This window comes from Nitrincola sp. (genome assembly GCF_048264025.1).
GTDB lineage: Bacteria > Pseudomonadota > Gammaproteobacteria > Pseudomonadales > Balneatricaceae > Nitrincola.
Genome location: NZ_JBLXDN010000061.1, coordinates 1 through 11,867, shown reverse-complemented (window position 1 = coordinate 11,867; position 11,867 = coordinate 1). Strand labels below are relative to the sequence as shown.

The window sequence follows — 11,867 nt, the reverse complement described above, 5'->3', positions numbered from 1 at the left end:
GAAGGTAATACAGACGCCGGATATACGTCCGCAAACCGATCTCATCAATGTCTTGCAACTGCAGGGGCGTCCATATATGTCTTTGGAATCCAGGTGTAGTGCAAGCCAAGCCACTGGGCGACCGCGTGCGCCGGAGTGACCGTGCTGGGGGAGCAGCAGAGGCCTCAACTTAATCAGTACGAACCTCCAGCGATGTGCGTGGGTTACTGCGCAGTACCTAGCCCGCTTCATCGCACTATGTCTTCCCGGCGAAGGCCGGGATCCAGTGTCTTTAAGCAAAGCCTTGAAGCAGAAAACAAAAAAGCTCCCACTGGGGAGCTTTTTGAATCGATACGCAGTTGGGGGGCCTTAGGCGCCTTCCGCCCGAATAACGTCGGCGATGGAGTCAGCCAGTTGCTGCACCTGAGCTTGGTCTTCGCCTTCCACCATCACCCGGATTAGGGGCTCGGTGCCGGATTTGCGCAAAAGAACTCGGCCTCGGCCTGCCAGAGCTGTTTCGGCATCAACTACAGCCTGCTTAACGGTTTCGGCTTCCAGAGGCGCACTCTCGCCAGAGAATTTCACGTTAACCAGAACCTGAGGCAGCAGGGTCATCCCTTCGCAGGCTTCACTCAGGGTCTTGCCGGTTTCTGCCAGGACCTGAAGTACCTGCAGGGCGGCAATGATGCCATCACCGGTGCTGGAATGCTCCAAAGAGAGGATGTGGCCGGAATTCTCACCACCCAGGGACCAGCCTTTCTCTTTGAGCATCTCTACCACGTAGCGGTCACCCACTTTGGCGCGAGCGAAAGGCACGTTCATCTCGTTGAGGGCCAGCTCCAGGCCCATGTTGGCCATCAGGGTGCCGACAACGCCACCGAAGGCGATGTTCTTCTCTTTCCAGTGCTTGGCCAGGATGTAGAGAATGACGTCGCCGTCGAGTATGCTGCCATCGGCGTTAACCATCATTACGCGGTCGCCGTCGCCGTCGAAGGCGATACCGTAATCGGCGCGAACCTCTACTACCTTCTTACGCAGTGCGGCAAGGTGAGTGGCGCCGCACTGGTCGTTGATATTAGTGCCATTGGGCTCATTGCAGATGGTGATGACTTCGGCGCCCAGTTCGGTGAACACAGGTGGGGCCACGTGGTAGGTGGCGCCATTGGCACAGTCGAGAACAATACGCTGGCCCTTCAGGCTGAACTCGCGGCTGAAAGAAGCCTTACAGTATTCAATGTAGCGACCAGCAGCGTCACCGATGCGGCTGGCTTTGCCCAGCTCTTCGGAAGCCACGCAATCCATCTCTTTATCCAGCCAAGACTCGATTTCGAGTTCTACTTCGTCGTTCAGTTTGGTGCCGTCGGCGGAGAAGAACTTAATGCCGTTGTCATGGTAGGGGTTGTGAGATGCGCTGATGACAACTCCGGCTTCGCTGCGGAAAGTGCGGGTCAGGTAGGCGACTGCAGGGGTAGGCATGGGGCCCAGGAAGGCGACATCCACACCTGCTGCTGCGAACCCCGCTTCCATGGCGGACTCCAGCATATAGCCGGAGATACGGGTATCTTTGCCAATGAGTACCCGGCTGCTACCTTTGCTGGCTAAAACCTTGCCCGCTGCCCAGCCTAGCTTCATAGCAAATTTAGGAGTGATGGGGTATTTACCCACCAGGCCGCGAACACCATCGGTTCCAAAGTACTTTCGAGACATACTATTAACTCTTTGTTGTTTTACCCTTCAATAGGAGCGCTACCCAAAAGGCGTAGCGCACTTGAATCCTTCCGGTTGTATCGGGGCTCGCTGATTGTTGAGCTTAAAGCGAACGACCGTCTGGTTACTGGGGCAAGATAATACCCAAAATGCCGGGTTTCTGATAGTTGTTGGGCTCCAGATCTGGTGCCCCTTCATCATAGATGGCGACAATATGTCTGTTCTTTAAATTTATTATAAAGAAGTCGCAGTGAATTTTGAGTTGAGTGTGCGTGCTTTAACCACTGGTTAACGCCGGGGTTACCTGCTTGAAAAACTGTAAAGTCTGGCTGTTTTAGTTGATTAGAAGTATTTGTGATGTATATCTGAGATCTCAAATATTAGGCGGAGCTCATGTTTACACTAAGCTGCTTTGACATTACTTTTGGTGATTGAAAATTGACGCTGACAATAAATTGTTTTTCGTCGTGTAACTCATGTAATGACCCAGCCTTTTCTGCACAACTTATGCGGCTAAGGCGTTCACCTCAGCCGGTGTTTTCATCTTGAGCGCCTGGTGCGGACGCTCATTGTTGTAAAACTCCAGCCATTTTCCTATGGCGTTTCTCGCCTCCGGCAGAGAGCTGAAATTATGCATCCACAAGCATTGTTCTTTGATGGTTCGGATTAACCGCTCCACCATGCCATTTTGCTGCGGTGTATGAGGTTGGATGAACTCCTGCTTTAGCCCGTATTGGTCTGCCATGCCGGTATACAGCTTGGATGTGAACACCAAGCCATTATCGCTTCGTAGCTGTAAGCCTGCGGTGGCTTTACCAATCGTGCCGTAACGGGTCAGCAAGGCATCTTCTAAGGCTGCAACGGCCGATTTAGCATTGCCCCGTTTACTCAGGCTCCAGCCCAGCACTTCCCGGGTATGGCAATCCATGACCAAAGTCAGAGCGGCCCAGCGATCCTGTTCACCACACCAGACTCGGGCAATATCTGTTGACCAGCGCTTATTCGGTGCATCAGCCACGGAGCGTTTCGCTTCCACCCTTGGCCGAAAGCCAATGGCGCGCTTGCGGCATTGCCAGCCTTTGAGCTTCATCAGACGCTGGATGGTGTTCTTGTTCTCACCAAGCAGGTAGGCCACCGTTCGATACCCTGCGTAAGGCAGCGCGTCAATGACACGCTTTACCCGTTGAGCAAGCACCTCGTTCAACTTAGGCGGCTGCCTATGGCTTCGGTAGTAAAAGCTGCGGCGGGGCAACCCTGACCAACGACACGCTTGGCTTATAGTGATCGGGTGACCTTCCTTGGCCATCTCATCCCTGACTTGCTGGACTATCCGTCGTCCTGGTCGAGATGGCGCTGCAACTTTTTTAGGAACTTAACCTCAAGCATCGCTTCGCCATAGGCTGCGTGAAGATCATCGATCTTCTTCTCGTATTGCTCCCTGACATTCTTGGGGTTGGCCTTGAGGGCGTTCTCCATGCCCATCATGGCGTCAGCTACCCAGCGTTCAACCTCGGCAGGCGTGAGATCATAGTTTCGGGCGGCTTCCTTGACCGTGGTCTTGCCCTTGATGATCTCCTTGACCAACTCCGCCTTTCGCTTGGCGGTCCATCGCTTTACTTCTGGTTCGTGCTGCATGACTGACTCCTGATATGAATAGCACTATACCCTGTGCAGTTCTTCTCTGGGTCATTACACTCAGCTCAAGGAATGGGGTATGAATGTTGGTATTTTACTTTTTTTAGCTGTGATTGGTGGTGTTTCTTATGCCTATCATATCTACTCGGCATACAAGAAAATACAAAAGCATCTTCAGCAAAGTGGCACAGCATCGGGAAGGCGCTGTAGTATTATTTCTGGCTGCACCGGAGTTCCGGTTAAGAAGATCCGTCAATTGGACCGTTGGTTCGATTTAGGAATTGCTCAGTGAAACTGCGGCAGGAGAGAGTTCTTCTTTCCTGCCACAGAGATAACCTCTCTCCTGTGCCCGAAACCTTTGGGCTCTGTTGGTTTACCAAGTGTTGTCTCTGCTATTGTCCGAGATAACGAAGCCGTATCACTCCACCTGCAGGTAACCGCCTTCTATCAGCGCTTCCTGAAAGCCTGGGTACTCATCGTTGAGCAGCTGTTTACGCAGGCTGGAGTTGCCGCCGAACAGCACCAGTTGGCTGTCAGGCTCGAGGGTGCGGGTGACGGCGGCGCACATCAGTGGGGAGTCCAGCAGGGAACGGCCTGAGCGCAACATGATTGGGGTCAGGTGCTGGTTCTGACGCACATAGCCCTTAATCTCACTGCCCACCAGAGCCAGGGAGAGTTTGCGCTCGACACTTTGGTAGGTGTAGAAGCCCACCTGCACCGGCGCCTTCAACCCGGAGGCGGCCACCTCGTGGGCCAGGGTATTGAGTATCACCTCGGCGTGCAGGGCGATCTGCTGGTCCTGGCGACGCCTGCGGCGCAGGCCATTGAGGTAGGTTTGCAACATCAGGCTGACGAAGGCCACCTGCTCATCTTCGGCGGGGATATAGGCCACAAAGCCAGCGACGGTGTCGTCGGTCAGCTGAGTATGACTGACAAACCACTTGGAAATAAGTCCTTTGCTGTAGACGCCGTAGCGGGTGAGGGCACCGGCCTGGGTCAGCTTGGGGTCCTGGAAGATCAGTTGCTGGGAGAGAATGGCCACGCCAGGGTCGGAGAATACGTCCATGTTGATTTCGGACAGTTCCCCCTTGAGGCTGCCCCGACGATCCTCTTTGGGGGTCACCGCGTCTTCGATGGTGTTGCCCAGCTCGGCCAGATCATGGATAGGTTTCTCGAAACTGGCAACGATAAAGGGGTAGCGGGAGCGTACCTGGGTGGTCAGCAGCGTCTTACTGGAGATCAGAATCAGTGGTGGTGGTTCATCGATTTCACCCATGGAGCGAAGCAGCCCCACGCCATCCATGCCGGGCAGATTGAGATCCATCAGGATGATGTCCGGCCGACGGCCAATCACCTTTCCGAGCGCCTGGCCGGCGGTTGCGGCCAGGTCTACGGTTAACCCCAGTGATTCCAGGTATTCCGTCAATCTGCCGGAAACGGCAGCATCGCCCTCAACCAGCAGGGCTCTAACAGAGCTTAACGTCATTGTTGTTATCCTTGGCACCGCTGGCGCGGTGTCCGACCCATGAGTTTAGGGCGGTCTGCTGTCCGCCCCCAAGGATGGCTTTCCTGGCCGCATCTGTTGCAGCTCTCTAGTTGTCAGGACTTACTCGATTTCGTCGAGGTACTCTTCCAGTAGCTCGTCATCGTCCTCTTCAATGGGCGGATTGCCATCGTAAAGATTGTAGGCAATATACTGATAATAACCCTCTTTCACAAACACATAAGGGTCAAGAGAGTTGTCCAGGATCGGTTCCTGATCCACCAGTTTGGCGCGGGTGGACAGACCATCCAGCGCCCAGTGGGCTGCCTTTTGCCAAAGGTTCAAGTTGGCATAGGGAAAGTAGAGGCCATCCACGTAGTCACCTACTTCATCCCGCACAGAGCTGGGACCAAACACCGGAATCATCAGGTAGGGGCCATCGGGGACGCCATAGAACCCCAGCACCTCACCAAACTCGTCCTGCTTGCGCTCCAGCCCCATATCTGAGGCCACATCAAACACACCGGCAATGCCCAGGGTGGTGTTGATAACAAAGCGCCCCGCAGCGTTGGCAGACCATTTCACTTTGCCCTGTAACAGGTTGTTGACCACCGAGTAGGGTTCATCGAAATTCTTGACGAAGTTCTCCACCCCAATCTGGGCGCCTACTGGGACCCAGTCGATGTAAAAGTAGGTCACCGGCCGGTACAGGTGTTTGTCGAGCACGTTGTAGTTGAAGTCCCAGATCCAGCGGTTCACCGACTCAAAGGGGTCGCGGGGGTCTTTATACTCAACGTCGGCCATATCCTGATCAGGCTCTTCTGCCTGGGCCGGAGCAATGAACAGAGTAACCGCGGCCAACCACAGTGGCAGGCAACGTCTCAAAACGGTTCCATTGCGTTTAAGAAAGTTGTTCAATCGTCGATATCCTAGTTAAGGTGCAGTCACACTCTGTGGCTGTCTCCCTCTGCGGGTACAGCACCTGAACGATTTTACCCTTGGGCTGCGCTAGCTTGCAGGGCACAAAAGGAACCTACTGAGTTCCTTCTGGAGTTTTAAGTATATGGCCATTATGCCAACGGCGCCCGTGGGGGCGGCGGCGAACGCGACATCGGGACAAACCCAATCTTCTCTGCTGGCTACGGTTCAGTCTCAGTCTGGCGGACTGCTGAATCTGAAGCTGGGCAGTCAGATGTTGTCGCTGGAGTCACAGGCGCATCTGCCTGTGGGGGCCATGGTGGCACTCAAGCGTTTCGGGCGGCAAGCGTACCAGGTTCGTACTTTAACACTGGTGCAGAACTTAACAAACTCCAGTGTATTTAAAAATATCGAACAGGGTGTTTCTAAAAATTCATCAATGTTGATGGAGTTGATGATTAACAGCCGCGGCCAACTGGTCCCCAAGGGGGGCGGAAAGCCCATCGCCGAAGGCCTGTCTGGTCAGCAACCTGGCCCGATATTGGGGCGGGTGGAGACCCAGGGGGGTAAGCCCTCACTCGCTCTTTATCGCCCAGGTGATGTGAAAAACCTGTCCATTGCCACCAGTACTCAGGCGACCAGCGCCACGCCGGTGATGACCCAGTCGCTGTCCCCCGGATTGCTGGAGTTTCTGGGAGCGCGGCCTGAACTGGCGCCCATACTGGCGGCACTGGGTCGGCGCATCGGTGATACCCAGGAGCAGACCACCCTGAATTCCCTTGCCCGGCTGGCGGACCCCACCATGTTACGCGCTCTGATGGGCGCCTCACCCCTGGCCAGCGGGCCCGCGTTGCCGCTGCTGCTGAAGCTGTGGTATCAGCTGCAGGGAAGGGCTGCACAGGCGGGGCAGGGCAGCACTACCCTGAATGCTTTGCCTGATGAGCTTAAGGCACTGCTGGGGGGCAAGGCGGCGGAGATGCTGACCGGCGCCTCTGACTTTCACCGACACAGCCAGGCGGACGGTGATAACCTCATCCTCTACTATGCGCTGCCCTATGAGCAGGAGCGGGTGCAAAGAGAGCTGCAGTTGGCCCTGGCTCGTTACAAGGAGAAGCAGGGAGAGTTCTGGTTGCTGACGTTGCGATTTGAGCTGTCACTGGGGCACCTGTTGGTGAGGGCTTGCTATCAGGATGAGTCACTGCAGCTGGCGATGGTCAGTGACAGTCGTGCCCTGGCTCATCAGGTGGATGACCGCATCGAAGCCCTGGGTGTGCGCCTGACACAACAGGGGCTGTCCACCAGCTTTAATCGTTGCCAGGTGGGCGAGGTGCCGGACTCCATTGCCCAGCCTGCCCGTAAGATGACCTACGGCGCCATGGGGAGGTAACCGATGAGTGATAAGAAGGCGGTAGCCCTCCAATACGATCAGAAAAGCGCCCCCAAGGTGGTGGCCAGCGGCGAAGGGGCCCAGGCCTACGACATTGAGCAGGCCGCCCTGGAAGCCGGCATTCTGGTGCACGAAGATCAACAATTGGCGGAGGTGCTCTCCAAGCTGGAGGTGGGCCAGGAGGTTCCCCCGGCACTCTACGTGGTGGTGGCCGAACTCATTGCCTACGCCTACATGCTGGAAGGAAAGTTCCCCGAGCAGTGGACCAACATCCACAACAAGATTGATTTTAAGGTGTAGTGTTAAAGCTGCGTCGCAACAAGGTCGCTTAGGGGAGGTAAGGTAGTAAGTGTCTAAATTCATTAAAGACACCTTGTTTAAGCTCGATCGTTTGTTTGAGGGAAGTAACGAAACAGCCTAACGTTTCTACCTGATTTCTCTACATATAGTCGTATTTTTTCAATAAGCACGAGTTTTTTGAAGTTGACGGCGTATGTGGTTTGTAATTTTTGTTGGTCTAGGTACACTGGTGGGCTAGTGTAGCCATATGAGAACGCCAAGCGGCATAGACAAAGCCGATAGGTGTTCTCCTTATTGCGTGTTCATGCAAGGTATTAGGGAAAGCATGAGATTTATTCAAAGTTTAGTTGCTGCCGTAGTGTGCAGTGCGACCCTGGGGGGCTGTGCCGTTCCGGGTTCTCATATCTCTTCGGATAACACCAGCAGCAATTACTTTTTTGCTGATGAATCTGAACAAGCTGGAGAGCAGTTCGATCTGACTCAACTGGAGGTGAAAGCCATTACCCCTCAGTTGATTATAGAGCTGACACCTTCAGCAGCAGGGGCTCAAGGACGGGTAAACCCGCAGTTGGATCAAGCGCTTCAGAATTATGATTATGTAGTGGGCAATGGAGATGTGCTTAACATCACCGTTTGGGACCATCCAGAACTGACCATCCCTGCAGGCTCTTATCGCAGTGCTCAGGATGCCGGTAACTGGGTGCATAATGATGGCACTATCTTTTACCCCTATGTGGGTAAGGTGAAAGTGTCAGGCCTTAATGTCACCGAAATCCGTCATATCATTGCTAAGCGGCTCAGAAAATACATCGAAAATCCTCAGGTAGATGTTTCTGTGGCGGCATTTCGCTCTCAGCGCATCTATGTCACTGGTGAGGTAAACAAGCCCGGTACCCAGGCTATTACCAATGTGCCTTTGACATTATTGGATGCGGTAAATGCGGCCAGTGGCCTAAGTGATAAGGCTGATTGGAGTCATGTGGTGTTGACTCGCCAAGGGAATACCCAACAAGTGTCGCTGCGTGAACTCTATGAACGTGGTGACATCAGCCAAAACATGTTGCTGCGACACAACGATGTTATCCATGTCAATCGTAACGACTACCAGAAAGTATTTGTACTGGGTGAAGTGGCTGAGCCTGCCAAAGTACAGATTGATCGCGCAGGAATCAGCCTGGCAGAAGCCCTGACCGACGTGGGTGGTCTGAACGAAGGCAGTGCAGATGCCAGTGGCGTATTTGTTATTCGGGCAGAGGCGCGTAAGAGTGACAATGACGTGATTGCCAGTGTCTACCAGATGGACCTGCGCGATGCTCGGGCAATGGTCCTGGCTGACCAGTTTCCTTTGCAGGCTCGTGATGTGGTGTACGTGACCGGCGCTCCGCTGACCCGATGGAATCGTGTAGTGCAGCAGTTGATGCCAACCATCCAGGCTGTGTACTGGACGTCTAACACTTACAATGAGCTGGATCCTAATCGATGAAGTTTGACAATATCTTGGTGGTTTGTATTGGTAACATTTGCCGATCGCCAACTGGTGAGCTCATGCTCAGAAACCTTTGCCCAAGTAAGAAGGTACATTCAGCAGGGTTGGGTGCATTGGTAGACAAGCCAATGGATGCGACTGCTTTGGAATTGGCCGATGAACATGGCCTGGATGGAAAAGAGCATAAGGCACGACAACTGACCCGAGAGTTAGCACAGGAAGCGGATTTGATTCTGGTGATGGAGCAAAAGCACATCAAAGGCGTGATTCAACTGGCTCCAGAAGCGGGCGGAAAAACTTTTCTTTTCAATAAGTGGGCCGGAAATGGTGAGATTCCCGACCCTTATCGCCAGCAAAGGCCGGCGTTTGAGCATGTGTATTCTTTGATGGAGCAAGGCGCCGCGGGTTGGGCAAAGGTATTGAGTAGGTAATTTGTGACTAAGTTAAACAATGAAAGAATTGCCCTGCAAACTAAGCAAGGGACTGACTCCAGCGATGAGATTGATCTGGGCAAGCTGTTTGGCATTCTTGTTGCTGGCTGGAAGAAGATTATTGCGATTACCTTTGCATTTGCTCTCATAGGTATTGCTGTTGCATTGTCATTGACCCCTCAGTATCAAGCTGACTCCATGATTCAGGTAGAGAAGAAGGCGGCGGGCATTCCGGCTCTTGAGAACTTAGGTGACATGTTTGCCTCAGAGAGTTCCTCTAAAACGGAGATAGAACTTCTTAAGTCACGCCGGGTTCTGGGTGCTGCTGTTGAGAAACTGGGCCTCGATATTGTTGTGGAGCCGAAATACTTCCCCTTCATCGGCAAGGCAGTTGCGCGTCGACACTCAGAGGAGGGCGTGGCTGGTGCAAGCCTGTTTAGCAGCTATGCATGGGGAGGGGAGTTACTTCGAGTTACGGAACTCCAAGTTCCTCGTTGGGCTGAAGGCGAAGCATTAACTTTGGTTGCGCAAGACAGCAATCGTTTTAGCCTGATTATGGATGATCAACCCCTGGTCCAGGGCACTGTAGGAGAAAGAGCTTCAGGCTCAGACTTTGTCATTGCAGTTACTGATTTGGTTGCTCGCCCTGGAACGGAGTTCTCCGTAAGAAAGCTGACTCGCTTTGAGGCAATTCAAAATCTTGAGAAAGCTCTTGCTGTCAGTGAAGCTGGTAAAGACTCCGGTATTCTGAACCTGTCTTTGGTCGGTGAGAACCGAGACAAGCTTATTACCATCTTGGACACAGTCGGTGACTTCTATTTCCTGCAAAATGTTCAGCGAATGGCGGCTCAGGCAGAGCAGAGCCTAAAGTTTTTGAGCAGCCAACTACCTCAGGTGAAATCCGACCTGGATAGTGCTGAGCAGGCTTTGAATCAGTATCAGCTTCAGTCCCAGTCTATTGACCTGACAATGGAAACTGAAGGCGTTCTCAAACAACTGGTGACCGTTGATGCTTCGTTAACAGACCTGTCCTTTAAGGAAGCAGAGCTCAAACGTTTGTATACCGAGGAGCACCCCACCTATAAAGCCCTGCGAGAGCAAAGAGATTCTTTGCTGGATAAACGAAACTCTTTGACAGCGATGGTCGAGTCTATGCCCGAAACCATGCAGGAGACTTTGAGGCTTCGACGGGATGTTGAGGTGAATCAGCAAATCTATTTGGCTGTGCTCAACCAAGTCCAAGAGTTGCAAATCATGAAGGCTGGTACGGTAGGAAATGTGCGCATTGTTGACCGAGCTGAGGTTAACCCTATTCCGGTTAAGCCCAAGAAGCCATTGATTGTTGTTCTTGCTACCATGCTTGGCGGAATGATTGCTGTAGCCGGTGTTCTTGTTACTGCCATGTGGAACAAGGGCATTGAAACCCCAGAGCAGATTGAGGAGCTTGGGCTTTCTGTTTACGCTTCGGTGACCAAATCAGATGGTGAAAACAAGCTTAAAAAGGCTCAACAGCAACTTCCGTTGGAGCAACGCTTGAATGGGGCCCACTCTCTGTTGGCTTTGGATAACCCTGCTGATTTGGCGATTGAAGCTTTGCGCAGTCTTCGCACAAGCTTGCACTTTGCCATGATGGATGCCAGCAACAATGTGCTGATGATCTCTGGCCCGGCACCCAGCCTGGGTAAGAGTTTTGTTTCTACTAACCTTGCGGCAGTGCTAGCGCAAGGTGGACAGCGAGTGCTGGTCATCGATGCTGACATGCGTAAAGGCTATATGCAGCGTATATTCGGTGCCAAGTGGGATGACGGTCTTTCTGACTTGTTAGCGGGTAAGGTAACACGTGAGGTTGCGTTGCGCAGTACGCCTGTTGAAGGCTTGGATTTCATTCCTCGAGGTCAGGTGCCACCGAACCCCTCTGAGCTTTTGATGCATAAGCGATTCCAAGAGTTAGTGGAGTGGGCATCTGGCGAATACGATGTAGTGGTTATTGATACACCTCCAATTTTGGCGGTAACTGATGCAGCTATTGTAGGCAAGCATTGTGGTACCTCTGTGATGGTGTGTAAGCACCTGGAAACCACATCCAAAGAGCTTGAATTTGCTGCAAATCGTTTTGAGACCAATGGGGTGCATATCAATGGTGTCATCCTGAATCAACTGCAGAAGATGCCATCGGCATATGGGCAGTATGGGTATTACCAATACGAGTACAGCAATAAGAGTTAAATTCTAAAGTATCTTCAAGTGAAAATGCCGGCAATAGCCGGCATTTTTTGATCTTATAACCATTAGAACAACAAGCATTGACTGTGCTAGAGGGCAGGTACTGAGTACCCAAGTGCTTAAGAGCGAACTTGCAGCTACGCACGGAACAGCTTCAGAGTACCTATGCTGCTTCATCGCACAATCGTCTTCCCTGCGCACGCCGGGATCCAGTGATGTGATGGACGCCCCCCTACGATACGGCGTCAAATGCGCCAGAATTAAGTTGCGACACATAATTCAGAGAGGAGCGTCCATCATGTCTATTAAAGCCATTGG

11 protein-coding genes are annotated in these 11,867 nt (G+C 52.8%); 6 read left to right on the top strand and 5 right to left on the bottom strand.

The window, feature by feature from the left end; all coding sequences use genetic code 11:
• Positions 1-348 precede the first annotated feature (348 nt).
• The 3 genes from glmM to ACN0R1_RS20470 all read right to left on the bottom strand — a co-directional run bounded on the left by glmM (position 349) and on the right by ACN0R1_RS20470 (position 3,321).
• Positions 349-1,686: a phosphoglucosamine mutase gene (glmM, locus tag ACN0R1_RS20480; RefSeq protein ID WP_417586012.1), complete on the bottom strand. Its 1,338-nt coding sequence runs from the start codon at positions 1,684-1,686 to the stop codon at positions 349-351.
• Positions 1,687-2,191: 505 nt separating this feature from the next.
• Positions 2,192-2,992 (bottom strand): IS3 family transposase, encoded by an 801-nt coding sequence (locus ACN0R1_RS20475; protein ID WP_417586011.1) that lies wholly within the window; start codon positions 2,990-2,992, stop codon positions 2,192-2,194.
• 20 nt (positions 2,993-3,012) lie between these two features.
• Entirely contained in the window at positions 3,013-3,321 is a 309-nt protein-coding gene (locus ACN0R1_RS20470) for a transposase (protein WP_417586010.1), read from the bottom strand.
• Between the two features lie 79 nt (positions 3,322-3,400).
• Here ACN0R1_RS20470 and ACN0R1_RS20465 point away from each other — a divergent pair, with 79 nt between their 5' ends.
• Positions 3,401-3,613: a hypothetical protein gene (locus ACN0R1_RS20465; RefSeq protein WP_417586009.1), complete on the top strand. Its 213-nt coding sequence runs from the start codon at positions 3,401-3,403 to the stop codon at positions 3,611-3,613.
• Between the two features lie 126 nt (positions 3,614-3,739).
• Here ACN0R1_RS20465 and ACN0R1_RS20460 read toward each other — a convergent pair whose 3' ends face one another.
• Positions 3,740-4,807 carry a response regulator gene (locus ACN0R1_RS20460; RefSeq protein ID WP_417586008.1) on the bottom strand — a complete coding sequence of 356 codons (1,068 nt, stop codon included), beginning with the start codon at positions 4,805-4,807 and terminating at the stop codon, positions 3,740-3,742.
• 120 nt (positions 4,808-4,927) lie between these two features.
• Positions 4,928-5,722, bottom strand: coding sequence for a VacJ family lipoprotein (locus ACN0R1_RS20455; protein WP_417586007.1), 795 nt, complete (start codon positions 5,720-5,722; stop codon positions 4,928-4,930).
• A 145-nt stretch (positions 5,723-5,867) separates the two neighbouring features.
• Between ACN0R1_RS20455 and ACN0R1_RS20450 the strand changes: the two genes are divergently transcribed.
• The 5 genes from ACN0R1_RS20450 (at position 5,868) to ACN0R1_RS20430 (ending at position 11,552) form a co-directional block, all read left to right on the top strand.
• Positions 5,868-7,109 carry a hypothetical protein gene (locus ACN0R1_RS20450; RefSeq protein ID WP_417586006.1) on the top strand — a complete coding sequence of 414 codons (1,242 nt, stop codon included), beginning with the start codon at positions 5,868-5,870 and terminating at the stop codon, positions 7,107-7,109.
• A gap of 3 nt (positions 7,110-7,112) precedes the next feature.
• Positions 7,113-7,409, top strand: coding sequence for an EscU/YscU/HrcU family type III secretion system export apparatus switch protein (locus ACN0R1_RS20445; RefSeq protein WP_286341961.1), 297 nt, complete (start codon positions 7,113-7,115; stop codon positions 7,407-7,409).
• A 325-nt stretch (positions 7,410-7,734) separates the two neighbouring features.
• Complete coding sequence (locus tag ACN0R1_RS20440; RefSeq protein WP_417586005.1) at positions 7,735-8,892, top strand: polysaccharide export protein; 1,158 nt, start codon at positions 7,735-7,737, stop codon at positions 8,890-8,892.
• Positions 8,889-9,326, top strand: a complete 438-nt coding sequence (locus ACN0R1_RS20435) for a low molecular weight protein-tyrosine-phosphatase (RefSeq protein WP_417586004.1) — start codon at positions 8,889-8,891, stop codon at positions 9,324-9,326. The genes ACN0R1_RS20440 and ACN0R1_RS20435 overlap by 4 nt, the downstream gene beginning before the upstream one ends.
• A gap of 3 nt (positions 9,327-9,329) precedes the next feature.
• Positions 9,330-11,552 (top strand): polysaccharide biosynthesis tyrosine autokinase, encoded by a 2,223-nt coding sequence (locus ACN0R1_RS20430; RefSeq protein WP_417586003.1) that lies wholly within the window; start codon positions 9,330-9,332, stop codon positions 11,550-11,552.
• The last annotated feature ends 315 nt before the right edge of the window (positions 11,553-11,867 follow it).

Coding starts and splice junctions, on each gene's coding strand:
- glmM (WP_417586012.1), bottom strand. CDS start 1,686: ATGTCTCGAAAGTACTTTGGAACCGATGGTGTTCGCGGCCTGGTGGGT.
- ACN0R1_RS20475 (WP_417586011.1), bottom strand. CDS start 2,992: ATGGCCAAGGAAGGTCACCCGATCACTATAAGCCAAGCGTGTCGTTGG.
- ACN0R1_RS20470 (WP_417586010.1), bottom strand. CDS start 3,321: ATGCAGCACGAACCAGAAGTAAAGCGATGGACCGCCAAGCGAAAGGCG.
- ACN0R1_RS20465 (WP_417586009.1), top strand. CDS start 3,401: ATGAATGTTGGTATTTTACTTTTTTTAGCTGTGATTGGTGGTGTTTCT.
- ACN0R1_RS20460 (WP_417586008.1), bottom strand. CDS start 4,807: ATGACGTTAAGCTCTGTTAGAGCCCTGCTGGTTGAGGGCGATGCTGCC.
- ACN0R1_RS20450 (WP_417586006.1), top strand. CDS start 5,868: ATGGCCATTATGCCAACGGCGCCCGTGGGGGCGGCGGCGAACGCGACA.
- ACN0R1_RS20445 (WP_286341961.1), top strand. CDS start 7,113: ATGAGTGATAAGAAGGCGGTAGCCCTCCAATACGATCAGAAAAGCGCC.
- ACN0R1_RS20440 (WP_417586005.1), top strand. CDS start 7,735: ATGAGATTTATTCAAAGTTTAGTTGCTGCCGTAGTGTGCAGTGCGACC.
- ACN0R1_RS20435 (WP_417586004.1), top strand. CDS start 8,889: ATGAAGTTTGACAATATCTTGGTGGTTTGTATTGGTAACATTTGCCGA.